This is a genomic window from Niastella sp. sgz303648 (assembly GCF_059587045.1).
In genome coordinates this window covers 751267-776760 of record NZ_JCAPSW010000003.1, presented here as the reverse complement: position 1 = coordinate 776760, position 25494 = coordinate 751267, and the positions used below count along the sequence as shown (strand labels likewise).

The 25494-nt window shown below is 42.1% G+C and carries 28 protein-coding genes; 10 read left to right on the top strand and 18 right to left on the bottom strand.

Annotated features, from left to right (window positions below):
• Window positions 1–189: 189 nt before the first annotated feature.
• On the top strand, window positions 190–897 hold the full coding sequence (locus tag AC59IL_RS12225; protein WP_496552410.1) for a YjjG family noncanonical pyrimidine nucleotidase: 708 nt from the start codon (window positions 190–192) through the stop codon (window positions 895–897).
• A 181-nt stretch (window positions 898–1078) separates the two neighbouring features.
• On the opposite strand, the gene AC59IL_RS12220 is transcribed toward AC59IL_RS12225, so the two are convergent.
• Genes AC59IL_RS12220 through AC59IL_RS12205 form a run of 4 tightly spaced genes read right to left on the bottom strand, consistent with a single transcriptional unit; the run spans window position 1079 to window position 4253 of the window.
• Window positions 1079–1735: a phosphatidylserine decarboxylase family protein gene (locus AC59IL_RS12220; protein WP_496552409.1), complete on the bottom strand. Its 657-nt coding sequence runs from the start codon at window positions 1733–1735 to the stop codon at window positions 1079–1081.
• 49 nt (window positions 1736–1784) lie between these two features.
• On the bottom strand, window positions 1785–2420 hold the full coding sequence (locus AC59IL_RS12215) for a M949_RS01915 family surface polysaccharide biosynthesis protein (protein WP_496552408.1): 636 nt from the start codon (window positions 2418–2420) through the stop codon (window positions 1785–1787).
• A complete protein-coding gene (locus AC59IL_RS12210; protein ID WP_496552407.1) occupies window positions 2417–3313 on the bottom strand; it encodes a phosphatidate cytidylyltransferase in 897 nt (298 codons plus the stop codon). Before AC59IL_RS12210 ends, AC59IL_RS12215 begins: the two co-directional genes overlap by 4 nt.
• Before the next feature lie 19 nt (window positions 3314–3332).
• A complete protein-coding gene (locus tag AC59IL_RS12205) occupies window positions 3333–4253 on the bottom strand; it encodes a CPBP family glutamic-type intramembrane protease (RefSeq protein ID WP_496552406.1) in 921 nt (306 codons plus the stop codon).
• A gap of 143 nt (window positions 4254–4396) precedes the next feature.
• Between AC59IL_RS12205 and dusB the strand changes: the two genes are divergently transcribed.
• The 3 genes from dusB (at window position 4397) to AC59IL_RS12190 (ending at window position 7035) form a co-directional block, all read left to right on the top strand.
• Window positions 4397–5440: a tRNA dihydrouridine synthase DusB gene (dusB, locus tag AC59IL_RS12200; protein WP_496552405.1), complete on the top strand. Its 1044-nt coding sequence runs from the start codon at window positions 4397–4399 to the stop codon at window positions 5438–5440.
• A 190-nt stretch (window positions 5441–5630) separates the two neighbouring features.
• On the top strand, window positions 5631–6569 hold the full coding sequence (locus AC59IL_RS12195) for a M28 family peptidase (protein ID WP_496552404.1): 939 nt from the start codon (window positions 5631–5633) through the stop codon (window positions 6567–6569).
• A gap of 52 nt (window positions 6570–6621) precedes the next feature.
• A complete protein-coding gene (locus AC59IL_RS12190) occupies window positions 6622–7035 on the top strand; it encodes a DUF4870 domain-containing protein (RefSeq protein WP_496552403.1) in 414 nt (137 codons plus the stop codon).
• A gap of 35 nt (window positions 7036–7070) precedes the next feature.
• Here AC59IL_RS12190 and AC59IL_RS12185 read toward each other — a convergent pair whose 3' ends face one another.
• Window positions 7071–7667 (bottom strand): glutathione peroxidase, encoded by a 597-nt coding sequence (locus AC59IL_RS12185; protein WP_496552402.1) that lies wholly within the window; start codon window positions 7665–7667, stop codon window positions 7071–7073.
• Between the two features lie 63 nt (window positions 7668–7730).
• Window positions 7731–9113 (bottom strand): aldehyde dehydrogenase, encoded by a 1383-nt coding sequence (locus tag AC59IL_RS12180; protein WP_496552401.1) that lies wholly within the window; start codon window positions 9111–9113, stop codon window positions 7731–7733.
• 199 nt (window positions 9114–9312) lie between these two features.
• Between AC59IL_RS12180 and AC59IL_RS12175 the strand changes: the two genes are divergently transcribed.
• Window positions 9313–10038: a PQQ-dependent sugar dehydrogenase gene (locus AC59IL_RS12175; protein ID WP_496552400.1), complete on the top strand. Its 726-nt coding sequence runs from the start codon at window positions 9313–9315 to the stop codon at window positions 10036–10038.
• A 28-nt stretch (window positions 10039–10066) separates the two neighbouring features.
• Window positions 10067–10417 (top strand): PQQ-dependent sugar dehydrogenase, encoded by a 351-nt coding sequence (locus AC59IL_RS12170; RefSeq protein ID WP_496552399.1) that lies wholly within the window; start codon window positions 10067–10069, stop codon window positions 10415–10417.
• Window positions 10418–10501: 84 nt separating this feature from the next.
• Here the strand turns inward: AC59IL_RS12170 and AC59IL_RS12165 are convergent, their stop codons facing one another.
• Window positions 10502–10807, bottom strand: coding sequence for a hypothetical protein (locus AC59IL_RS12165; RefSeq protein WP_496552398.1), 306 nt, complete (start codon window positions 10805–10807; stop codon window positions 10502–10504).
• Window positions 10808–11455: 648 nt separating this feature from the next.
• Here AC59IL_RS12165 and AC59IL_RS12160 point away from each other — a divergent pair.
• On the top strand, window positions 11456–11845 hold the full coding sequence (locus AC59IL_RS12160; protein ID WP_496552397.1) for a helix-turn-helix domain-containing protein: 390 nt from the start codon (window positions 11456–11458) through the stop codon (window positions 11843–11845).
• Here the strand turns inward: AC59IL_RS12160 and AC59IL_RS12155 are convergent.
• The 3 genes from AC59IL_RS12155 to AC59IL_RS12145 all read right to left on the bottom strand — a co-directional run bounded on the left by AC59IL_RS12155 (window position 11842) and on the right by AC59IL_RS12145 (window position 15558).
• The gene (locus AC59IL_RS12155) at window positions 11842–11985 is read right to left on the bottom strand and encodes a hypothetical protein (protein WP_496552396.1); all 144 of its coding nucleotides are present in this window, start codon (window positions 11983–11985) and stop codon (window positions 11842–11844) included. The genes AC59IL_RS12160 and AC59IL_RS12155 overlap by 4 nt on opposite strands.
• Before the next feature lie 98 nt (window positions 11986–12083).
• The gene (locus AC59IL_RS12150; RefSeq protein WP_496552395.1) at window positions 12084–14129 is read right to left on the bottom strand and encodes a DUF3857 domain-containing protein; all 2046 of its coding nucleotides are present in this window, start codon (window positions 14127–14129) and stop codon (window positions 12084–12086) included.
• A gap of 94 nt (window positions 14130–14223) precedes the next feature.
• A complete protein-coding gene (locus tag AC59IL_RS12145; RefSeq protein ID WP_496552394.1) occupies window positions 14224–15558 on the bottom strand; it encodes a GntP family permease in 1335 nt (444 codons plus the stop codon).
• Between the two features lie 135 nt (window positions 15559–15693).
• On the opposite strand from AC59IL_RS12145, the gene AC59IL_RS12140 reads away from it, so the two are divergent.
• Entirely contained in the window at window positions 15694–16131 is a 438-nt protein-coding gene (locus AC59IL_RS12140) for a nucleoside deaminase (protein ID WP_496552393.1), read from the top strand.
• A gap of 366 nt (window positions 16132–16497) precedes the next feature.
• Here the strand turns inward: AC59IL_RS12140 and AC59IL_RS12135 are convergent, their stop codons facing one another.
• On the bottom strand, window positions 16498–17226 hold the full coding sequence (locus AC59IL_RS12135; protein WP_496552392.1) for a 3-keto-disaccharide hydrolase: 729 nt from the start codon (window positions 17224–17226) through the stop codon (window positions 16498–16500).
• 313 nt (window positions 17227–17539) lie between these two features.
• Here AC59IL_RS12135 and AC59IL_RS12130 point away from each other — a divergent pair, with 313 nt between their 5' ends.
• A complete protein-coding gene (locus AC59IL_RS12130) occupies window positions 17540–18148 on the top strand; it encodes a superoxide dismutase (protein WP_496552391.1) in 609 nt (202 codons plus the stop codon).
• Between the two features lie 353 nt (window positions 18149–18501).
• Window positions 18502–19104: a hypothetical protein gene (locus AC59IL_RS12125; RefSeq protein WP_496552390.1), complete on the top strand. Its 603-nt coding sequence runs from the start codon at window positions 18502–18504 to the stop codon at window positions 19102–19104.
• 110 nt (window positions 19105–19214) lie between these two features.
• Here AC59IL_RS12125 and yidD read toward each other — a convergent pair whose 3' ends face one another.
• The 7 genes from yidD to AC59IL_RS12090 form a co-directional block, all read right to left on the bottom strand.
• Entirely contained in the window at window positions 19215–19445 is a 231-nt protein-coding gene (yidD, locus tag AC59IL_RS12120) for a membrane protein insertion efficiency factor YidD (RefSeq protein ID WP_496552389.1), read from the bottom strand.
• 14 nt (window positions 19446–19459) lie between these two features.
• Window positions 19460–19843 (bottom strand): ribonuclease P protein component, encoded by a 384-nt coding sequence (locus AC59IL_RS12115; protein WP_496552388.1) that lies wholly within the window; start codon window positions 19841–19843, stop codon window positions 19460–19462.
• A gap of 106 nt (window positions 19844–19949) precedes the next feature.
• A complete protein-coding gene (gene rpmH / locus AC59IL_RS12110; RefSeq protein WP_014222732.1) occupies window positions 19950–20105 on the bottom strand; it encodes a 50S ribosomal protein L34 in 156 nt (51 codons plus the stop codon).
• Window positions 20106–20403: 298 nt separating this feature from the next.
• A complete protein-coding gene (gene murI, locus AC59IL_RS12105) occupies window positions 20404–21255 on the bottom strand; it encodes a glutamate racemase (protein ID WP_496552387.1) in 852 nt (283 codons plus the stop codon).
• 181 nt (window positions 21256–21436) lie between these two features.
• Window positions 21437–22003 (bottom strand): OmpH/Skp family outer membrane protein, encoded by a 567-nt coding sequence (locus AC59IL_RS12100; RefSeq protein ID WP_496552386.1) that lies wholly within the window; start codon window positions 22001–22003, stop codon window positions 21437–21439.
• 125 nt (window positions 22004–22128) lie between these two features.
• On the bottom strand, window positions 22129–22638 hold the full coding sequence (locus AC59IL_RS12095) for an OmpH/Skp family outer membrane protein (protein ID WP_496552385.1): 510 nt from the start codon (window positions 22636–22638) through the stop codon (window positions 22129–22131).
• Between the two features lie 111 nt (window positions 22639–22749).
• A complete protein-coding gene (locus AC59IL_RS12090; RefSeq protein WP_496552384.1) occupies window positions 22750–25479 on the bottom strand; it encodes a BamA/OMP85 family outer membrane protein in 2730 nt (909 codons plus the stop codon).
• Window positions 25480–25494 lie beyond the last annotated feature (15 nt).

The following is a 25494-nucleotide window of genomic DNA, read 5'->3' as shown; positions in this document are numbered from 1 at the left end:
TAATGTTAGAACCGCGAAGTAAGAGTTTTTTAGGGGACTCACAAAACCTGCCCCAATAAACCCGTCAGGTCTAAAAACCTGTTTGCATTGTTGTAAATGACTATCAAGTCTGTATTAAATTCATTGCCCCCAAAGCATCGGGGCAGGTTTTGGACGCAGCCGTTTATGGCTCATTTCGTAATTTGCGGCATGAACACGCCATTCAAGTACCAGCATATTTTTTTCGACCTTGATCATACCCTGTGGGATTTTGAAACCAATAGCCGCCAAACACTCGAAGAATTATTTCATACCTGGAACCTGCAGCAAAGAGGCGTACACAGCTTTGAGCTGTTTTATAAAAATTACATGGTGCACAACGACAAGTTGTGGGACCGTTTCAGAAAAGGCTTTATAAAAATTGATGAACTGCGCTGGAAACGCATGTGGCTTACCCTGCTCGATTTTAAAATAGGCGACGATAAGCTGGCGCACGATCTGGCAAAGCGGTTCCTTGATCTTTTACCTACCCGCAAAACGCTTTTCCCTTATGCCGTTGAAATACTTACCTATCTTACCAATAAAGGCTACCATCTGCATTTAATTACTAACGGTTTTGAACAGGTACAACACAACAAACTGCAAATAGCAGGCATAGCGCACTTTTTTGGCGAAGTGATCACTTCGGAAGGAAGCAATTTTATAAAACCCAATAAAGAAATTTTCGACTACGCTTTTCAAAAAACAAATGCCCTGCCCGAAAAAAGTATAATGATCGGCGATAGTATCGAAGCAGATATTCAGGGCGCCATCAACGCAGGCATCGACCAGGTTTATGTAAATCACCTGAACATCGACACCGAAATTAATCCTACTTACACAGTGTATTCGTTAAAAGAGCTGGAGCAAATATTTTAAACAAGGAAGGACCTGAGAATCGCTTAACCTGTCTTTGTCAGGTATCCGAATAAAAAAAGGCTGCATCAAAGTGTGATGCAGCCTTTCAATATTTTTTTTATTTCATTAACTATCGGGGAGGCTGTTTTATCCCGCTCTGGCGGGACCGTTTGCCGTTTACTGATTCACGTTTTCCGCTCCACTACAGCGTTGCCAATACCGTAACACCACCCTTTACCACTTCATTGAACTTAACGTTCACTTTGGCATCTATGGGTAACAGTAAATCTACCCGGCTGCCGAACTTTATAAAACCCATTTCGGCACTTTGTTCAACTTTTTGTCCTACGCTCAGGTAGTTTACAATTCTTTTGGCTAAAGCGCCCGCAATTTGTTTTACCAGTATCTCGCCTTTACCATGACGAATAACAACCGAATGCCGTTCATTTTCGGTTGATGATTTGGGATGCCATGCAACGAGGTATTTTCCTTTATGGTACTGGTTGTACACTACTTCACCAGCTACCGGCGTGCGGTTCTGATGCACATTGGCCGGGCTCATGAAGATAGATACCTGAAGTCTTTTATCTTTAAAATATTCTTCGTCGTATACTTCTTCAATTACTACTACTTTACCATCGGCAGGGGCTATCACCAGATTGCTTCCCAACATAAGCTGGCGGCGCGGAATCCTGAAGAAAGAAATTATAAACAATAAAAGAACCAGCGTAAGAAAAAATATCACCCAGCTTAACCACGCCAGATGAAAACTGATAAAATAAAACGATGCGAGGTTAATAACAGCAAACAATATAGCGCTGATCAATATACTTTTGTAGCCTTCTTTATGAATGGTCATTGAAAAATATTAGGGTGCAAAATTACGAAATAGAAACGCACGAAAATTTTTATTTGGCTGTCTTTGCGCCACCGAATTTATCCCATTGCTTATTGGCAAATTGCAAAAAAGCATCCGGCGCCTCATCAAATTTCTTTTCAACTACCTTTTCGCCACCGATCTTTTGCTTATCTTTTAAAATAGTGGTGGTACCTTTTATCTGGTACTGGTCTTTTCCTTCATAAAATACCAGCTTTTTTTCATCGGGCTCAAATCCTGTTTTGCATCCCAGCACATAAGCAAAACTCACTTCGGCAAGTCCGTCGCCATCGAGGTCGGTTATAGCGAGTGAATTTTCATAAAACTCACATTTTACTTCAAAAGCGCAATCATCAACCATCTCATTCAGTTTCCATACTTCTTTCAGGGTGCTATCGGCCCCTTTTATAAAGTGGTAAGCATATAATTTAGCGCTTCGGGTTGCATCATAAACGTCTTTCCAGTAAACACCGCTTTGGGTAAGAATTAAAATATTTTCTCCGCGGCTATCTTTCCACCGCCGGCCTTCTTTTATCTGGCCTTTGTATAATTTTTTATTTATCATACCCGGTTTAAAATCCATTAGCGGAACCGGTGTACCACCGGGTGCAGCGGTACAGCTTTCGAGGGTGATCAACAAAAGAATAAACAGTAATTGGATTTTCATTTTAATGCCAGTTGAATATATAACCAAACAAACGGAATAGCTAACAGTAATGAATCAAACCGGTCTAAAAAACCTCCATGTCCTGGCATAATGTGCCCGCTATCTTTCACATTGGCAAGGCGTTTTAATTTGCTTTCGAGCAAATCGCCTATCGTTCCTATAACTGCCGCAATGCCTGCTATCACTATCCAGTGTATCATATGATAACCATTGGCGGGTGCGGTATAATAACCCAGCAAAGCAATAACCACAATACAAAGAATTGCACCCCCGGCTGTTCCCTCCCAGGTTTTTTTGGGCGAAATCGCCGACAACTGCGTTCTTCCTATTAACGATCCAACTATGTAGGCCATTGTGTCGTTGATCCAGATTGAAAAGATCAATCCGCAGGGTATCACCTTTCCCCAGCTGTCGTAAGATAAAGAAAACACAGCTGCATCGGGGACAACAGGTGTACTACGAAGGTTCATCAGTAAACCCCAGGTCAACGATATATAAATCAGGCCTGCTGCCGAATAACCTATGTTCTTTGGCTTTATTTCCCGGGCAAATAACAATTCAATGATTGGCAAAACGAACATGAACAACAATCCCAGCCACCAGCCTATTTCATGCAGGTGCATGCCGAAAAACGAAAAATAGTCATTGGTAAAATACAGCATCAGGCACCAGCCCGCCAGGCGTACCCCGTATTTATGGGCGGGTGTAATGTTTTTGTAATCAGGGTCAATTAAACCTATCAGTTTTTGATATTCTGACCAGCAACCAAAATGAACAATGCTGAACAATATAAAAAAGCTCCAGTGGTTCCATAGCAGTCCTGTAAGCATAACTGCCACAAATACGCCTGCAGTGAGTGTTCGTGTTTTAAATGTTTGTACGTTGAGCGCCATAGGCAGATGCAAATATGTTTTATGCCATAAATTGATTAGTGGGCGTTAACTCATCTGTCTGGTATACTTTGGAATAGGTAATGGAAGATTGTTTTTGATAATACCACAGTATGGCCCAAACCACTATACCACTTGCCATGGCTGCCAATACCGGCGTTTCGGGATTTTTATCAATATACTTCGGCGCATACGATGCAATGATCACCTGTACGGCGTTATTAACAAAATGAGGTATGATGCTTGTCCATAAACTGCCGCTAAACCAGTAAAGAGCACCCAATATAATGCCCAGGAACATTCTTGGTAAAAATCCCAGGAATTGCATGTGCAATGCCGAAAACAAAATGGCCGTAACAACAATCCCTACCCAGGGGTTACGGGTTATATTAATGATGATTCGTTGAAGGGCGCCGCGAAAAAATATCTCCTCACAAACCGCCGGTAAAAAAGCAATGATAAATACATTGATGGTGATATCAATGGGTTTATTTACTTTCAAAAAAGCGATCATGGTACGGGAAGTTTCCTCTTCCATTTGTGTTAATTTCCGGGGAAGATCAATATGCTGGTTCAATTGGCCCAGCCAGAATACAAAGGGCATAGCCAGTAAAATGCCTATTACACCCAGCACATACATATTGGCTTTTTCAGCCTTTCTGAACCCTAAAAAGTAGCCATAGTTTCCCGGAAACGTAATAAAGAGGTAAATAAGTACAGGAGGTACAAATAAAAGCACGGTCGATATTGCCTGCGTCCATTTAAAAACGTTAACCACATGAATATCATTCCAGTTAACCGTGTCGAGTGCTAATATTTTTATACCATTGGATTGATAAATAACCAGCGACACGAAGCCTGTTATGATGTAAAAGAAACCAAATAACCCCAGAAACATACCTAACTGCGACCAGGGGGATTTTATACGTAAATGACCTCTCATAGGCTGGTATAAACAAAGATTAAATGTAAATTTGCGACCCGGTAAAGGGTGCAAGATAAGGATAAAAGATGCTTAAATCGTTGGTCCGGATCGGGTAAACCCAACATAAAAAAGAAATTCAACCGGCTGGCGCACAACTAATCATGACACAAATCGCTAATATATCACTTCCTGATTTTCCGCTTCTTCTGGCCCCTATGGAGGATGTGAGCGATCCGCCGTTCCGTTTTGTTTGCAAACAGAATGGAGCCGATTTGATGTACAGCGAATTTATTTCGAGCGAAGGCCTCATTCGCGATGCTATTAAAAGCCGGCAAAAGCTCGACTTTACCGAATTTGAACGTCCTTTCGGCATTCAGATTTTCGGGGGCGATGAAGAAGCCATGTCTCTGAGTGCAAAAATTGTTGACACCGTTCAGCCCGACCTGGTTGATATCAATTTTGGCTGCCCCGTTAAAAAAGTAGTTAGCAAAGGAGCCGGCGCCGCCGTATTAAAAGATGTGGATGCCATGGTACGGTTAACATCTGCTGTTGTTAAATCTACATCACTGCCTGTTACGGTTAAAACCCGTCTTGGCTGGGACGATAACAGTAAAAATATTGAAGAAGTAGCCGAACGTTTGCAGGATGCAGGCATTAAAGCGCTTACTATTCATGGCCGCACCCGCGCCCAGTTATACAAAGGCGAGGCAGACTGGACCTTAATTGCACGGGTAAAAAACAATCCGCGTATTCATATTCCCATATTTGGTAACGGCGATATCGATTCTCCGCAAAAAGCGTTTGAATACAAAAACCGGTATGGTGTTGATGGGGTAATGATTGGCCGTGCAGCCATTGGTTATCCCTGGATATTCAGAGAAATAAAACATTTTTTACAAACCGGCGGCACTTTGTTGCCTCTTCCTTCGGTTGAAGAAAGAGTTGAAGTATGCCGTACCCATGCCCATAAATCGGTTCAATGGAAAGGCGAAGTATTAGGCATACTCGAAATGCGACGCCACTATGCCAATTATCTTAAAGGATTGCCACATGTTAAGGAATACCGTACCCGTCTGGTAACGGTAAAAACCCTTCACGAAGTAGATGCTATACTCGATGAAGTAAAACAACAGTTTGCCGGAATAGTATTGGAAAGGCAAATTGTTTCCCTCGATCAGGACCAGTTGCCCGCCTGCGCCTGTTAAAGCAACTGTTTATTGCTATAAGTTTCGCCGCATAGCTTTTGTTCTGCAGTATCATCTTTGATCATATCCCCGGGGCAACAGCGTATAAAACATAACTTTAGTTTGCTAAATTTCGTATCTTATAATTCTACACGGATTTTTTAATTAATTATGTATGATGAACCGTTATATTTCCTGTGTAAAAAAAACTATGCCCTCTATACTTTCGGGTTGTGCCCTTTTTTGTGCAGCCCTCGTATTCACCGGTTGTCCGCCGAATAAAGAAAATAAAAAGGTAACAGCCACTGCGCTGATCAATATCGACAGTACAACGCTCATAAATCATTTACGTATTATTTCATCGGCCGAAATGGCCGGAAGAGAAACAGGTACACCGGGCAATCAGCGGGCGCGCGAATACATTGTAAAAATTTTTGATTCACTGCAATTGTCAAAAGCAGGCGATTCGTATTTACAACCATTTTCATTTGGACAAAGCAACCTGCAGGGAAACAATATCATCGGGGTCATTAAAGGTTCCCTGTTTCCCGATCGTTATATAGCCGTTACAGCCCATTATGATCACCTCGGAACACGCAATGGAACTATTTTTTTTGGAACAGATGATAATGCATCGGGCACTTCGTGTTTGCTTTCGATGGCGCAATATTTTAAACAGCACCCGCCGCGCCACTCCCTGCTTTTTGTAGCATTTGATGCCGAAGAAAAAGGACTGCAGGGTTCAAAATATTTTGTTGCTCATTGCCCGGTGCCGCTTACTTCAGTTACATTGAATATAAATATGGATATGGTGAGCCGTAACGACAGTAACGAAATATTTGCCAGCGGTATTAAGCATTATCCTTTTTTGAAAAGATATGTCGACAGTGTTCAGCCATTTACACCGGTTCATATTCGTTATGGACATGATGGCGTTAACCCCGGTTCGCAGGACTGGACGAATCAATCGGACCATTTTCCATTTCATCAAAACAATATTCCGTATGTTTATTTTGGGGTAGAAGATCATGCTGACTACCACCAGCCCGGAGATACTTTTGATAAGGTTAATAAAAATTTTTATTACCAGGTGTGCACCATGATCACGGCTGTAACCTCTCTTTTAGACCAGGTAGATGCGGTTCAGTAATATTTTATATGGATTTGCTACATATATATCAGATAAACCAAAAAATAAAACCATGAATACCCGCGAACAAAATGTACGCACCTGGTCAATGCTTTGTCATATTTCTGCCTTAGCCGGTTTGTTTTTTTCGTTAGGAAATGTTATCGGCCCGTTGCTGGTATGGCAAATTAAAAAGAACGAGCTCCCCGAAATTGAGCCCTATGGTAAAGAGGCGGTTAATTTCCAGTTAACTATCTTAATTATCAACATCATTGCAGGCATTGTATTCGCCGGCATATTGGGCTATGGATTTGGTTTTGGCTATATGTGGCGCAGTCCTTTTTCGTTTTTGGGTGGTGGTTTTGGATTAGGTGTAATTATATCTATCATCAACTTTGCAGCCTGGGTATTGGCAGTCATTGCCGGCCTTCGAGCTAATAATGGGGAGTTTTATAAATATCCGTTTGCGATAAGGTTTATTAAGTAGGCAGTAGGCAGTGGTGAATAGGCAGTAGGCAATGCCTATTTACCTCCTTTCACCGCCCCAACCACTTCCTCACTCAACGGAGATACGGAAGGATCAAAATAATGCGTAAGAACGCCCTGTTCGTTGATCAGGTATTTTGAGAAGTTCCAGGAAGGCAATTTATCGTTCCAGCCGTTTTGTTTTTTATCGGTAAGCCATTTAAAAATGTTGTTCTGATCGCCCGATTTTACCACCACGCTTTTTTTCGCAAGCGGAAAAGTAACACCATAGTTTATTTTACAAAACTGTGCTATTTCTTCGTCATCGCCTTTCTCCTGCTCTTTAAAATCATTGGCAGGAAATCCGATTATCGTAAGCTGGTTATCAAACTGCTGATATAATTTTTGCAGTTCGTCGTACTGATTGGTATAGCCGCAGTCGCTGGCTGTATTCACCAATAACATTTTTTTGCCTTTGTACATTTGTAATGGCAATGTGCTGCCATTATTTAACTGCACCGTAAGATCATAAACAGCTTTTGCCGGTTTCGCATTTTTATTATTTACCAGCACTTTGCTGTTTTTGCCAAACAGCTTTGTGAGGCCGATAAAAATAGGATAAACAGCTTTTAAAAATTTTTGCCTGCCTGTCATAATATATATTTTTAAAATCCAACTTTTGCAACGTAAATCATCACTGGCAAAGCAAACATACCGCTATCTTATTATCCATTTAAATAGCTTTAACCTCCCTTTAAATGGCGGATATTTTATAGCCGGATCGAACCACGCTGGTGTTTTCATTACTGCCTTGGTATGGCTAAATACATCAAAACTATATTTGCCATGATACCGGCCAATGCCGCTGTTGCCGAGTCCGCCAAAAGGCAGATAGTGATTGGTAAAATGCCAGCTTGAATTATTTACACAGCCACCCCCAAAAGCTATGCCCTGTAACCATTCCTTTTCTTTTGCCACACCCGAGGTATAAATATAAAACGATAAAGGATCGGGATTGTTCTGAATAATCGCTTTTGCTTCCTCAAAATTATTAAAAGTTAACACCGGCAGTACAGGGCCAAAAATTTCTTCTTTCATCAGCGGCGCATTGGCGGGCACATTTTCTATAATAGTAGGCTCTATATATAACCGGCTGATATCGTGGTGGCCGCCATGCAAAATGGTACCCTGCTGCAGATAAGCGGTAAGCCGGTTAAACTGTTTTTCGTTTATAATTTTTCCGTAATTGTAACTGGTAGCCGGGTCATCGGAATAAAAGGATTGAATGGCATTTTTCAGCGCATTTATCAATTCATCTTTTTTCGATGCATGTACCAGCACATAATCAGGCGCAATGCACATTTGACCCGCGTTTGAAAATTTTGTAACAGTAATACGCCGGGCCGCTACCTGAATGTTGGCATCGTTTTCTACCACGCAGGGACTTTTGCCACCAAGCTCCAGTGTAACCGGTGTTAGTTTTGCAGCCGCCATTTGATATATGCTCTTACCTACGGCGGTGCTGCCTGTATAAAAAACATGATTGAAGCGGAAGTTATTCATCATATCAGGTACCACCTTCGCACCATCGCCTTCAACATATAAAATATATTCTTCACCAAAAATTTCTTTGATGATGTTGCCCATTACGGTAGCCGTTGCCGGCGCCAGTTCAGATGGTTTTAGTACAACACAATTACCTGCTGCAATGGCCCCCACCAGAGGTGTAAACAATAATTGTAACGGATAGTTCCACGGACTGATGATTAATACCACACCCAACGGTTCGCGCAATATATAACTCGACGAAGGAAAATTTACCAGGTTTGTTTTTGTTTTTTGCGGCTGCATCCAATACCGCAGGTTATGAAGCGCCATATTAATTTCTGCTATTACTACACCTAATTCAGTTACCCAGCATTCTTCGGCGCTTTTTTGCAAATCGATATGTAAGCACTTATATAATTGTTGTTCATATTTTAGTATGGCTGCTTTTAACCCTTGCAGTTGCTTTTTACGAAACTCAAAAGTACGTGTGGCGCCGCTATCGTAATACGCACGTAATCGTTGCAATTGTTGCTGAATAATATCAGAATCCATATACTTGAAATTTGGCAGGAAATATATTCGTTCAGGTAAGTTAGTTAAATTATGCAATATTACTTCAGGTTTACGCCGTATTCAAAATGCCAGATAAAAACCTGCATTTTATCAGCAAAATAATACAGGTTGTCATATTATAACCGCAGCACATTTATTCTTACAGTAACTTTAATAAGGCGGTTAAAAATATATCCATATGAACAAAACATATTTTTCAGCGGCGTTTTGCCTGCTGTTTTCCTGTTCAACCTGTAACAACAATCAGTCGCAAACTGTACAAAAAACAGCCAATACGCAAATACGGGTTGTAAAGAGTGGGTTAAGTTACCCCTGGGAAATCATCTGGGGAAAAGATAGTAATATATGGATGACAGAACGTGAAGGTAAGATCAGCCGCATCAATGTCGCCGATGGATCAACCAATTTTTCGTTTATTATTAATGAGGTATCATCCCGTGGTGAGGGTGGACTGCTGGGCATGGCCCTTCACCCCGATTTTGAGAAAAACGGTTTTTTATTTGTTGTATACGATTACGTTAACAACGGTGACTACCGCGAAAAGCTGGTGCGATATACCTATGCAAATAATACACTCACCCGGCCAATGGTTTTGCTGGATGGCATAAAAGCCGCCGGCATACACAATGGTTCAAGGCTATGGATTACCAGCGATGCCAATCCAAAAATTTTTATGACAACCGGCGATGCCTCTGACCAAAGCCTGCCGCAAAAAACCAATACGCTAAATGGCAAAATATTGCGCATAAACATAGATGGCAGTATACCTGATGACAATCCATTTCCCAACAACCCGGTTTGGAGCTACGGCCACCGCAATGCACAAGGCCTTGTAATGGCAAATAATATTTTATATGCTTCAGAGCATGGACCATCTGAAGAAGACGAAGTAAAACATTATTGAAAAAGCCCGCAACTATGGCTGGCCGCAGGTGGAGGGGCCCTGCAACGGCAGTGAACTGCCCTTTTGTGCCAGCCATAGGGTTGCCGAGCCAATATGGAGCAGCGGCAATACCACATTAGCTGTTTGCGGACTTGATTATTATAACAGCGATCTTATACCTGAATGGAAAAACTCATTGCTGATGATGACCTTAAAGAACAGCAGCATTCAGCAATTAAAACTAAGCGCCAACGGAAAATCGATTACAGCAACAACCTCCTTTTTTAAAAATGAATGGGGACGGTTGCGCGATCTTTGCATTGCCCCATCGGGTAAGGTATATGTGTGCACCAGCAATGGAAGCGACGATAAGATCATTGAGATTGCTAAGATTAAATGAGGGCAGAAGTCGGATGGCTGATGAAGTTTGGGGTTCTTCCAATTTCCAATATTCTTATCAGACCTCTGACTTCTGACTTCGGCCTCACCTCCTTCTGCGTTTCTTCCTTTGCTTTTTTTGAATTTGTTTTTGCATAACAAATGCGGCTTCTATAAGTGCCTCCATCTTTTCATAAAAATATATATGATTGTTTCGCTCGTGCGGATCGCACGAAATACCATGCTGACTTGAAATAACTTCTACGAGCCAGTTCCATAAAATCTGGCGCACTTCATGTAAATGATAACATTGAAAATATTCTTCGAGAACTAAGGCAGGATTGCGTTTTTCCTCTTCAGTTAAACGCAGGGGTACATTGTACCACTGAGGATGTTTATTATAGGTTCGCATAAAAAAACATTAAACGGGTTAAAGAATATAAAACACATCCATAGCGACCGGATTTAATTTTTAAAATGACATACAAATAAAATAGCAATAGAATACCTGCTACGGCAAAACAATTGCCGCATTAAGTGACGTGTAATTACTACTTGTGCACAAATGCTTTTGGAAGTTTATGTTGGTGCAGCTTTTATAATAAGCCAGGCCCACAGGAGCTTTAAGCAGTAACAATAAAGCAAAGGACCGGCTTTTGCCAACAAATTGTACAACCACCAACCCACGCTTTTAATACTGCGCACGCAATACAAACGGATATACCGTTGCCGATTTAAAATAACTAAACACATAAAAGCTTAATAAAAATGAACCAGCCAACATTAGTTATAGTTGCAGAATACCATAGTTGCAACAATGCTGTAACCGCAACATCAGCACTTTTTACCCGATGGTTAGTGTATTGGTGGTAGTTTGATAACCGGAGCCTGGATGGTGGCGTGTGGGTAATTTTATAATTGGTATGAAACTCCGGTAAAAATTTGTAACGATCAGCACTAACTCATTTCTTTTTTCGCTTATATTTGACAGTATGAAGTTAATTCCGTTTCCCACGAAATCCAAAAATTTTAGTAAAATTATTTTTTCACACTTATTACAATGAGTGCAAATAATATTTCAAAAAACCTGAAATATTTAAGAAAGAAAAAAGGGTTAACCCAGTTCAAACTACGCTCAAACCTGGGCATTACACGTTCTACCTGGTCTAATTATGAAAATGGCTTAACTACGCCGGCGATAGAAGATCTGATAAAATTTTCCAACTTCTTTGGAATTTCTTTAGACGATCTTATTGTTCGCGATCTTCAGGGGGACGATCCTTTTCCCAATAAACCCGATAAAAAGCATCCACACGGTAAACCTGTTGTGTATGCGCAAAACCCTGCTATAACGATAGTGTCGGAACCTGATTTCGATTATTTAATGGGAGAAATAAAAAAGCTTCAGGAAGATTTAAATCTTATAAAGGAAGGAATAATAAAAACCTAACGCAGACCCGGCGGGTGCCTTGCGTTGATAAATCTGCTCACCGGTATGTACAAAAATATCGCAATGCGCAGCCCAAATAAGCCAACGTGCAGCTCAAACGCAGCCTGTTCATGAAGCCTGTTAAAGTTAGCAGTTTTCATATCACACGTTTGCATCCTGTTTATTACATCTTACTTCATACTTCTTTCTTCTGACTTCCGACTTCCGACTTCCGACTTCAGGCTTCAGGCTTCAGGCTTCACCTCCGCCTCTGCGTCCACCATACTCCCCCGCCGAATAAAATACCTACCAAACAAAAAACATACACCAGGTTAACGCTACCCCTGTTTTTATTTTTTTCAGTTAATCTGTTTACCTCTGCTTCTTCTGTTTCTTTACTCAACTCGTATTCGAGTCCGTCATTTACTTTTTTGTAACTGGCAAAAAAAGCATCTGCTTCATTGGGCAGTACATGATCTTTCAAACTTTCATACTCATATTTCAGCTTAAATTTTCTGTAAAAGTAAGCGTACTGTATGCGCAGTTTAAAGGCAGTACAGGTAATGTCTTTCATCGATTCATTGCCCTGCCAGTCTTCGGGTACATTCACAATAATTTCTTCCTGGTATTTGGCCGGGTATGCGATCGAAAAAGGCATGTTGCGTTTTGCCTCTTTGGGCTTTTTCAAAATGCTGCTGATAACATAAGGCGAAAAATAACTGGTTTTTATACCTTTTTGCAGCGCCCACATCTTTTGAATGGAATAATACTCATTGGTTACAAATTTTCCGGTAACCTCATCATCTTTATACGATAAACTATCTGCTTCAATTTCTTCGAAGTAGTGTGCATAGTATTCGCGAAACGATTTTTTCATTTCGGCCTTACTGCTGCTGTTAAACCCTTCGCGCATATCATCGGCAAAAGAGCCGGTATATTCAGTGTGCACCACCAGTTGCGCTTTGCCCGACATATCGGGAATGGAAAATTCTTCCCGCACGTTCACCAGGCCTTTATTTTGTAATGGAATGGTGGTAAGTGCTGTTGTAGTATCAATAATAACCAGTCCGCAATGATAATTGGGGTAAGAAATAGCATCAATATTTCCGCGCTGATACGAACTGGTAGGATCGAACCAGTAATAACGACCGTTAAATAATACCCGCACCGTACAATGGTCAAATGCCTCGGGACCCGGCAGCCAGTCCATGATCGTTTTTTTAAAAGTTGTATTGATCATCACCGGACTTGCTTCAATGCCCATGGCGCGTAACAGCGTGCATAGTAAGTACGATTTATCCTTGCAATCGCCAAAACGTTGCGCAAAGATTTTGTTGGGATTATTGGGGCGATGTGAATTTTGCCCCATTTCAATACCCATATAACGTACATCGTCCTGTACAAAACGCAGAGCGGCCAGTATTCTTTGTTCGGGTGTTGTATGGGTTGTTTGTATTTCCTTTATTTTATTCTGCAAAGCCGGCGACAGCTTAGTATTAAAGGGAAACAGTTGTGCAGCCCAGTCACTAACTTCTTTCCAGTTTTTATATTCACTTACCATAACCATTGAATACGGATCGTACCACGAAGGCGTACGGTCCTGCTCCTGCACACCCGTAATATTATTTAATTTCCATTCATAGGATGTTTCGTTACCTGCTTTCTTCAATTCATAAGCTACCTTAGTTAAATGATTTTTTATTTGCACCGACCGTCCATCGGGCACCAGCAGTTTGTAATACAGGTTATATACCGGTACCGAAAAACCGGTTTCAAAAACTCCCGAAAACTTACCTTTAAATACCGGGTTGAACCCTGCAACGGTATAGCTGTATTCAATGATATCGCCTTTGCGAACATCTTCTAAAAAAAGAACTGCCGATAAAGACCCATTGTATAAATGACGGTTCAGTTCATCTTCTTGCTGAATTACTTTTATTTTACCGGGCTGCAGTTTATTGATCGTTTCTGTGCCGCGAATAATTTTTATGGTATGAAATATAAGCCGGTTGTAAGAAGGATCGAAATTGATATTAATCTCCGAATTATTCTGAACGCCCGATTCTGATAAAATTTTGAACGCTGTTTTTGTGTAAATAGACTGCTGTTGTAACGATACCTGTTTTTCAAGAACCAGGTTCACATAGCCATCTTCGGCCTGGTCATCTAACTGCGTGCTGCTATAATCGAAATTGCTTACTGTAACCCACGAAGGTTCTTTTTGATATTGTGGTTTGGTGCTTTGGGCACGTACAGAATGGATTAAAATAATCCAGATACAAATCAGGATACAAAGTTGCTTCATGACAGGGGTTATGATCACCCACAAATTAAATTTTTTCCCGGTTATTTAAAAGCGCCGGCCATTAAAATACCCATCGAGGGCGCTTTCTTTTTAGCTATAAAAGTATCAGCGATAAAATATAAACCACCAGTAAGGTAACCACCCCCATTAACAGCGAAGCAATTGTATACACTTTTAACATCGACCGCATATCGATGCCTGAAAATTTGGCAATTACCCAAAAATAGGCGTCGTTCGCATGCGACAATGTCATAGAACCGGCGCCCATTGATAAAACGGCCAGCAATTTACCCGTTTCAGTATCCAGCGAAAGCAGGGGCAATAATGGCTGAACAATAGAAGCTGCCGTTATAATGGCTACGGTAGAAGAACCCTGGGCGGTTTTAAGTATGCTGGTTAAAATAAAAGGGAAAAATATACCTAAAGCATGTAAGTTAAAAGCCTTACCAACATGTTCGCCCACCTGTGTGGCCGCCAGTACAGCCCCGAAAGCACCTCCCGCTCCTATTATTACAAGTATGCCACCGGCTTTTTCGGCTGCCTCCTGTAACAGTTTGGCAACTGTTGATCTTTTCCAGCCTCTCACGGAAGCAAAGGCCAGCACTATGCCGATTGTTAATGCAATTACCGGATCGCCCGCTATCATTAATATTTGCCGGTACAAAGGCATTGCCTGCCCCGCTTCTATTGAAAGAAAAGATTTAATACCGATTAAAATGATCGGAACCACAACCGGCAAAAACGAACCGGCGACCGAAGGCGCGGCCATTGTTACATTCACCACTGGTGTTTCGGAATTTATTTCATGGGTTAGGTTTTTACCGGCATATCGTGCCCATGCATAGCCTGTTAACATGGCCGGTATGGCCACTGCGATTCCTGTAACGATCAGTTTTCCAAAATCAACACCTATAGTACCGGCGGCAGCTGCAGCACCGGGATGCGGGGGAATTAAACAGTGAACAGCATATAAGCCGGTTGCCAGCGACACCGACATAATTACCACGGAAATGCCTGTACGCTTGCATAACGATTTATTCAACCCGCTGAGAACAATATAGCCCGAATCGCAGAATATAGGAAGGCCTACAATAAAACCGGTAATGCTCATGGCCAGCGGCGCCTTTTTTTCGCCTATACGTTTAAGTATGTATGCCGCCATTACCCGGGTACTGCCCGTATGTTCAAGCACTACGCCCAGGGTGGTGCCCAGCACTATCACAAATGCCAGCGACTGCATAATATTTCCGAAACCCTGTTTGGTAACAGTGATAATGGTAGCCACCGGCATGTGCACACCAAGCCCTACTACAAAACAGGCGATCAGCAATGCAAAAAAAGCATGAATGCGAAATACCGCCGTTAGCAACACAATGATGCCAATGCCGGTTATTAAAAAAATCATTACCTGTGCAAGGGATGTCGTCATAACATAAACTATAAAACGATCATTAACTAAGATAGCAAACCTGCTTCTTTTGGCCATGAATAGATATTAACCTTCATCTGCCTTCATTTCTGTAACTTAGGCACGTTAAACAGGCAACAAACAGGCTTCTGATTTATGAACGACGAATTTTTTATGCAAAGGGCCCTTAAAGAAGCTGCATTAGCTTATGAAGAAGGGGAAGTTCCCGTTGGGGCTGTAGTGGTTATGAATAATAAAATAATTGCGCGTGGGCATAACCAGGTTGAGCGGCTAAACGACCCTACAGCGCATGCCGAAATCATTGCCCTTACATCGGCATTCAATTACCTCGGCAGCAAGTATCTGCCCGACGCTTCGATTTATATTACGGTTGAACCCTGCCTCATGTGTGCAGGTGCTTTATACTGGAGCAAAATAGGAAAAATTATTTGGGGCGCCGATGATGAAAAAAACGGTCATAAACGCATTACCGAACCGCACTGGCCTTTTCATCCAAAAACCGAAGTAACAAAAGGCATTTTGAAAGATGAATGCGCCGAATTAATAAAGAGTTTTTTCAGAAGCAAAAGATAAGGATACAAGGTACAGGTTTCAGGTTACAGGTTGCAAGGCACAGGTAACAGGAATCAAGGTACAAGGATCACGACGCAAGGATAAAAGGTACAGGTTTCAGGTTACAGGTTGCAGGGCACAGGTAACAATCAAGGTACAATGATCAGGCAACAAGGCACAGGACCCATGGCAAAAATAAAAAGATGCCGGATCGGGGTGCAAGTCTCAGAATACAAAGCACAGGAAAGAAAATTCAAGGGGCACAAGACAGTGCAAATCGAAAAGAGCAGGAGCAACGGCGCGTGCAAGCCATTTGCAAATTGCTCATTTGCACATTGGTCATTTATGCATTGGTCATTTTCAAATTTTCAAATTTGCTCATTATCATTACAGCTTCCGCAGTTTAATATTTTTGAACCAGATGCCGCCGCCATGGTCCTGCAGCGCTATATATCCTTTTTTAGCCATTCCGTAATCTTTGGCATCTTTCCATTTGCCTTTTTGTTTCAGCTGCTGCCATTCGGGTGTCCATAATTCAAAATCAGCCACCTTTTTATCGTTCAGCCAGTGTTCAACATGCGCTCCTTTTACAACAATTTTTGTGTGGTTGTATTCACCGGCTTTTTTGGAAGCCAGTTCAGTGGGCGGATGCATGGCATAATCAGAACCGCTCTTCTGCCAGTCTTCCAACTTCTGAGCATATCCTTCATCGTCGATTAACTGGTACTCGGGACCTGTTTCATAACTTGGGCCACTGGTTTCCAGTGCGCGGTAAATGACGCCGCTGTTAGCACCCTTATCAACTTTCCAGTCGACCTGCAATTCAAAATTATCATACTGTTGCAGGGTGATCAGATCTGCACGCTGTTTTACATCGGCGTTTTTACAGTGCAGCTGTCCGTTAACCACCTCCCAGCTATCGAATGGCTTGTTGTTATATGCGCGCCAGCCGGTGATATTACTGCCATTGAACAACAATTTCCAGCCCGCCTTTTTTTCAGCGGCAGTTAATGTATTATCGTTTCCCTGGGGAAGATGAAAAGCCAAAAATCCTGTGCTAAATAATATGGTTCCAACAGCCAGCATTAATTTATTTGTTACAATGATACCCTTCATATTGTTTGTTTTGATAAGGTTATGGTTTGAAATTGATAACTAATATACCACAAAATCGGCACCGGCAACGCAGGCATTTGCAAATAACCCGGCCGGTTGGATAGTATTTTATGCAATTGCTTCAATGACAAATTTCCCGCAACAGATGGTGCAATTGGCAGCAATATAAAATTCATGCCACAGCAGGTTCAAATTCGGCAAACTTTTCTTTTTAATAAAATAGAATGAATTGGTTAATAAACCTTTGACCTGTACTTTTGTTGTTGTTTGAAAGAACAACTATAAATCTTCAACATTTTAAAACTTTTGTGATATGGCATTTACACTACCTGCGCTTCCTTATGCACACGATGCACTGGAGCCGCATATTGACGCATTGACGATGCAGATACATCATGGCAAACACCATCAGGCTTATGTAGATAATCTGAACAAAGCAATTGCGGGTACCCCCAATGAAAATAAATCGCTGGAAGAACTGGTAAAAATTGCCGGCAGCATCAGCCCCGCCGTACGCAACAATGGCGGCGGTCACTGGAACCATTCTTTCTTCTGGGAACTGCTGGCGCCTAATGCAGGTGGAGCACCTACCGGTGCACTGGCCAATGCCATCAATGATGTGTTTGGCTCTTTCGACGCCTTCAAAGAAAAATTCAACACTGCCGGTGCAACCCGTTTCGGAAGCGGATGGGCCTGGCTGATCATAAAAGACGGCACGCTCGAAATAACTTCTACACCCAACCAGGATAATCCACTGATGGATGTAGCCGAAGTAAAAGGCACCCCCATTTTAGGTATCGATGTATGGGAACATGCCTATTACCTGAAATACCAGAACCGCAGACCGGAATACCTTACCAACATCTGGAATGTGATTAACTGGAACAAGGTGGCCGAAAATTTTACAAAAGCAGCCAGATAATCATCGAAAATTTATAATGCAATCCCGGTTTTTTAGCCGGGATTGTTTTTTTTATAGGATGAACACCGCATTTGCTGTTACTTTGCCACCGCGCATCCCGCCTTCGGCGGAATGAGTGCAACTTTGCCACTGATTACACAGGTGAACGCAGATTTTTGTGAAGCAACACCAAAAAACGTTTCAATCGTTCTGAAGCTTTTGAAATGCACCTGAAAAGAATGTGCTGATGAACATAGGCATTGTATTTTTCCGTGTACATCCGTGCAATCCGTGGCAAAAATGGTGTTGCGAAGCAACACCATGCGAGGCCATCGTCCTTAGAAAATTTTTTAACCTTTCAAATATATAGCCCAATGAAATGTACTTTGCTTAGTACGATGGTTGCCGTAATGTTCTTTACCGCCTGTTCGCCCGGCATCGAAAAAAAAGTAGTGATCATGTCGAGTGGAAAAATTCAGGTAGATAACAATGCCAAAACAATCACATTTGAACCGGGGACCCAGCATAATGAAGCAGAATTAAGCCTCAGCGCAAAAGACAATTCCATAACGGTAAAGAGTGCCGATGGTGATAAAACCTACGACCTGCCCGAAAATGGATTGTACCTGCTGAACCTGAAAACCGATACCCTTATCGGTAACATGGTAAATTTCGGAGCGGCCGGCGTACCCACCTCTATCAGTACTGAACAACTGGAACATATTATCGACAGCACCCAGCAGCTGATCAACGGGCAAAATGTCAGCGATGAGCACAAGACCTATTTCTTGGTGCCCAAAACAATTAAAAAGCTCACCACTAACATCAATGCACAACTGATAAACCCGTACAAAAACATTCCTTATAAAGTAGAAGCTGATAAAGACGGTAAAGCACCCGAAATTTATAAACTGTTTACCGTTAAGCAGAAAAGAGAATCGCTCAATGAGCTGATAGAAAGAATGAACAAGAAATAAATATCGAATATTGAATGTTAAATATCGAATGCTGAAGTAAGAACCCGTACTTCTGCATTCGATATTTTTTATTCTACATTCATTATTCTTTATTTGATATTCATCATTTCTTAAGGAACAGGATCGTACCCATGTCCGCCCCAGGGATGACAGCGGCTTAAACGTTTAACGGTTAGCCATAATCCTTTGAATACACCATATTTTTTCAGGGCTTCGATAGCGTATTGCGAGCAGGTGGGGGTAAACCGGCATTTAGGGCCAATAACAGGAGAAATGATCCATTGATACAGTTTGATCAATGCAATAAAGGGAAAACTTAATATTCGAAGCACCCATTTCATGCGAATGCTGATTGTTAAATAGTTTTTAGCAGCTTATTTAAAATTATACCGATCCTTTCACTCACGGTTGCATATTCAGGTAATTCCTTTCCGGTATAAATAAAAAACAACGCCAGTTGCTGCTGTTTTGTTTGCAAAGCTTCCTGTAAAGTATTTTTTTGCAACCGGTAGGCTTCACGCATCAGGCGTTTAATGCGGTTACGGTCAACGGCCCTTTTAAAGGTACGACTGCTTACACTAAAGCCGGCCTGCAGCGGAGTGCTGAGCACCTTGTCGTAAGTTTTGTATTGCGTTCGTATGGGAAATACGGCAACAGACCTGCCTTCACTGAACAATTGTTCAATGATCTTACGGCGCTTTAACCGCTCATCTTTTTTTAAGGTAAATTTTTTTACCATCCCTGTTAACCTCAAAATAAAATAGCTCCACCTGGGCGGGCCACAGCGGAGCTATAAAATATTTGAACCACTACCGTCCTCTTTTTCGGAGGAGATCAGCAGGTTTTTATTTCAATTTTCTTTCGTCGGAAACTGTCAGTTTCTTACGACCTTTTTTGCGACGGCTGGCCAGTACTTTACGGCCATTGGCATCCTGCATGCGTTTACGAAAACCATGAACTGTTTTGCGACGACGGCGATGCGGCTGAAATGTACGTTTCATAATTATTTACTTTTTTTCCTTTTTATCCCACAAAATGCAGGCTTTGAAATATGATCCGGGAGAAGCGGATCAGGTTCCAGTTCCAGTTTCGCAGACGGGCCACCATACCCGCCCCGCTTAAAGCGGATGAAAGGACGGCAAAGGTAATAAATCGAAATGGAAGTATGAAGTAAGAGAAAAGAAAATTACCTATAAAAGACCAAAAGTCAGAAAAGTCCGGAAGTCGGGAAGAAAATACATTTAAAGCCTTCATCTAAAGCCTTCATCTTTCGGACTTCGGAACATCCGACATCCGACTTCAGACTTCAGACTTCAGACTTCTTGCTTCCAGATCAAGATTTTTCGACTTCACCGGTTCGCCAAAAAATATACTTGCATGATTATCAAAATCTTCAGTGGAGTCGGTGGTAAAAAATACCCGGCGGCCATGCCTGCTGCAACGGGTTTCTATTTCGGGATGGCGTTGTAGATAATCATCGAGACTTGCAGCCACTATTTCGCCCTGCGAAACCACGGTAACGCCTGAAGGTAAAAACTGCAATATTTTATCGCGCAACAACGGGTAGTGGGTGCAGGCCAGCAGCAGGGTATCTATCTGGCTGTCGGTACCCATAATGTGCTGCACATGTTTTTTTACAAAATAATCAGCTCCCGGCTGCCGGTGCTCATTATTCTCTACAATAGGCACCCACATGGGACAGGCTTCCTGATAAACTTTTATATCGGGGAAAAACTTCTCAATTTCAATAAGATATGAGCCCGATTGCACCGTTCCGTTGGTGGCCAGTATACCTATTTTGCGCGATTTTGTGAATTTACCAATGATCTCGGTAGTTGGCCTGATAACGCCCAGCACCCTGTTATGAGGACTTATTCGGGCAAGATCATTTTGCTGAATAGATCGCAGCGCTTTGGCCGAAGCGGTGTTGCAGGCCAGTATTACCAGCGGGCACCCCTGTTCAAAAAACCATTCAACACATTGCAATGTATACCGGTAAACTGTTTCAAACGAACGGTTACCATAAGGCGCCCGGGCATTATCGCCCAGATATATATAATCATACCCGGGTAGCTGTTTTACGATCTCTTTCATTACGGTTAAACCGCCATAGCCTGAGTCGAATATCCCGATTGGTTGCGAACTAAGCATAAACAAAAGTAATTGATTACATAACACAATTACCAGCGCCACGGTTCCTTCGCTTTGCGAAGGTTTTTTGCCTCAAAAGGCGCTCCCGCCTTCGGCAACCCGTGTTTTTGTTGCGACGCAACGGGCATAAAAAAAGCCCCCCGAAATATCGGAGGGCTCATGTATTTATATCGTTCAAAAGTTATTGTTTGCCGCCTGTTTTGGGAGCGCCGGTAGCAGGTGCCGGTGCTGCAGGAGCAGCTGGTAACTTAATATTCAATTTTTTGGCAACAAGGGGTAAAATATCATCGCCGGGAGGAGCAACAAGCAGGGCTTCTTTTTCAAATACATAACCATAACCATTTTCTTTGGCTACAGTTTGTACAGCTTCGTAAGCCTTTTTGTTGATGGGGCCCAACAGCTCCTGTTGACGTTGCTGTAATTGTTGTTGAATACGTTCTTCTTCACCACTTAATTCCTGACCCATTTTGGTTAACTCGTTTCTTTTAACCGTTTTTACTGCTACAGCTAAAGTAGCAGAGTCTTTATTGTATTTTTCTACAGCTGCATAAAATGCATTTTGTTTATCGGTTGCATTTTGAATTAATGCATTACGCAATTCCTGCAGAGCCGAATCGGCTTTTTTAGTTTCGGGCATTACGCTCACCAGTTCCTGAGAACTGATATAGCCAATTTTTGTTTGAGCGTTAACTTCACCAGCCGTTACCAGGCACAGGGCGAACAGCAATACAGTAAAAAACTTTTTCATTTTGAATGTCAATTTTGTTTACGCACCCTAAGCCTGTTTTCCGGTGCCTTCGGGTGAACGGTTATATTTACGTTTAAAGTTGAAAAAAACCTTTCGATGGTTGCTTTCCCCTTTGGTCTTTTGGTTTATTTAACACCCAGATCTTTTAATATATCCTCGCTACGATCAAGTTTGGGGTCGGCAAAGATAACGGTAATTCCTTCACTTTTATCCAAAATAAAATCAAGCGACCTGTTTACCGCCAGCTTCTGTATGGCATTATAAACCCTGTCCTGTATAGGCTTTACCAGCTCCTGCCTTTTTTTAAACAGATCACCTTCAAAACCAAAGCGTTTACGTTGCAGATCGCGCACTTCTTTTTCTCTTACAAACAGTTCATCTTCGCGCTTTTTCTTTAACTCGGGGCTCAGCATTACCTGTTCAGCATCAAAATCTTTATACATTTTATCCAAAGCGCTTTGCTTGGTATCTATTTCTTTCTGCCACAGCGCACTAAAATCATCCAGCTTCTTCTGCGCGTCTTTATATTCAGGCAGTTTATCAAGAATGTATTTTGTATCTACAATAGCATATCGTTGGGCCTGTGAAGCAAAGGCAAGCACCATCAAACAGGCAACAAAAAATAGTTTCTTCATGGTGGTTTATTTAAAGTTCTCGAAAAATATCGAATGTCGAATGTGCAATATCGAATGGTGAACAAACCAACACTTCATCATTAACATTCAAAATTCATTATCCGATATTTATTATTCAGGTTCATAACCTAGCATGAACGTAAAGCGTGTTGCATCACGCAATCTGGCACCCGGTGTTAAACGGTCGAAGCCCACGCCATAGTCAAATCCAAGCAAACCGAACATCGGTAAAAAGAAGCGCATACCCACACCGGCGCTTCTGCGCAAACGGAACGGGTTATAGGTTTTATAATCGTACCATCCGTTGGCAGCCTCAAACCACACCATACCAAAAATGGTGCTGCTGGGGTTGGTAGTAAACGGATAGCGCATCTCCATCGTATACTTGTTAAATATAGTAAAGAATTGTCGGGCATTTTGCTGGTCGGGGTTCACCTTGGGATCTGAACTTTCATACACGGGGTAACCGCGGTGTGCTATGATGTCGTATCCAAGAATATAGCTACCGTTGGCCAAACCGGCATCACCCACCTGAAAACGCTCGAACGGTGAATAATTCAAACTGCTGTTGTAACGACCCATAAAGCCGTATTTGGCAGCCGCCCGTAATACAAACTGCCGGCTTCTGTCGGCACCCATGGCCTTGCCTATAGGAATAAACCATTCGGCATTGAATCGCCATTTATGAAACTCAGGTAATTTATAACTATCCTGGTTGGTGACATCGGTTTTAAATAATGAATACGGTGGCGTAAACTGGGCGCTCAGCAAAAAGTTCGATCCGCTGGTAGGGAAAATAGGATTGGGACCGGCCGAGTTCCGGTTAAGCGCAATTTTAAAGCTCAGGTTGTTTGATGTACCGTTTTTGAAATCCGATGTGAACAGGGTATAGTTCTGCAGCTTATACTGCGTATAGCTGATTGAATAAACGAGTGTAAAAAAGTCATCGGGCCATTTTAACTGTTTACCCAACGAAACGCTGGCGCCAAAGTTTTTCAGGCGGTTGGTATCACTGAAGAAGTATCTTCCGCTGGCATCGATACCACCGGTACGGAATACACTCTTATATAAGCTGAATGTTAATGAATTTCTTTTTTTACCGCCTAACCAGGGTTCGGTAAATGAAAAGTTATACGACTGGTATGCACGGCCGTTCGATTGAACACGCATGCTCAGTTTTTGTCCGTCGCCGGTAGGCAATGGATCCCAGGCCTTTTTGTTGAGTATATTTTTTATAGAGAAGTTGTTGAACGAAACGCCCAACGTACCGGTTAAACCGATACCACCACCCCAACCGGCGCTCAGCTCAAGCTGATCGCTTGATTTTTCTTCTACCCTATAATGTATATCCACCGTTCCGTCTTCAACATTAGGAACCGGATCGATAGCAATTTTTTCCTGGTTAAAGAAGTTCAGCTGCGCAATTTCACGATTTGAACGGATCAGGTCCTGGCGGCTGAATTTTTCACCGGGCAGCGTACGCAACTCACGGCGAATAACGTGTTCTTTTGTTTTTTCGTTACCCGAAATGGTAACGTTCTTAATGGTAGCCTGCGGGCCTTCCTGTATACGGATCTCGAAATCGATCGTATCGTTATATACGGCAGTTTCTACCGGATCAACACGGAAGAAAAGATAACCATCGTCCATGTAAAGGCTGCTGATATCGCCGCCTTCCTGCGACATTTGTTTACCCAGTTTTTTATTCAGGATGTCGAGGTTGTAGATATCGCCTTTGGCAATACCCAATAACATAGTAAGAATTGAGTCGGAGTATTTGGTATTTCCTTTCCAGTTTACATTACCAAAATAATAACGGTGACCCTCATCTACTTTCAGGTCAATTTTCAGGTTGCCTTTCTGATTGTAATATTGGGTATCTGCTACAATGGCCGCATCGCGGTAACCGAGCGAGTTATAATATTCAAGCACTTTTTCCTTATCCTCCTGGTACTTCTTTACATTAAACTTGGCCGAGCTGAATAATTTGAAACGGAAATAGGGATCAAGGAACTCTTTTGTGCGGGTCGGCGATAAAAATCCGGCCTGGCTCAGGTATTCTTTAAAAGTAGTTTGTTTGTTGCTTCCATACGGACTTTGCTCTTTGGTAGGGTACAAGGTTAACTTGGTCATTTCCTTGGTTCCTTTCAATTGCTTTTTAAGTCGTAGTCCGCTCACCTGCTCATTGCCATAAAAGTTTACGTTATCAATGCGAACCTTATTGCCTTTTTCAACATACAAAGTAAGGATGATTGAATTGGGCAATGCCGGATCGGGATTTTCTTCAATGCGAACGGTGGCGCTTTGAAAACCCTTTTCGGTATAATATTTCTTTATGGCTTCTTCGGCGTTGCGTTTTGTGTTTTCGGTAACCACCCGGCCGGTAATCATTCCCATTTTACCTTTCAATTCATCTGCCTGCGACTTGGGAATGCCTTTTATATAGTATTTCGATAAGGCGGGCCTTTCGGTTACGTGTATTTCTATATATAATTTATTGCCTTCGAGTTTGGTAAAGTATATCTGTGCATTGGAGAAAAGGTGCTGGTTCCACAGATTGGTAATGGCTTTGCTGAAATTATCGCCCCCCGGTATCATTACTTTATCGCCCACATTTATACCAGCAATGCTGATAAGCAATTGCTGATCGTACCGTTTGGTTCCGGTAACGGTAATGCCGCCGACAATATATTCTTTGGCAACTTTTGAGTTGCCTATATTTTCTAATTCCGGATCTATTGAAGTAGGAACGGTGTCGGTAACAACCTGGGCACGGAGAGAACCGACGGAAAATAAAGCCAAAACCAGTAAAAAATAACTAAAAGTACGCGAACGCTGCATTCCGGGGAGTTTAAA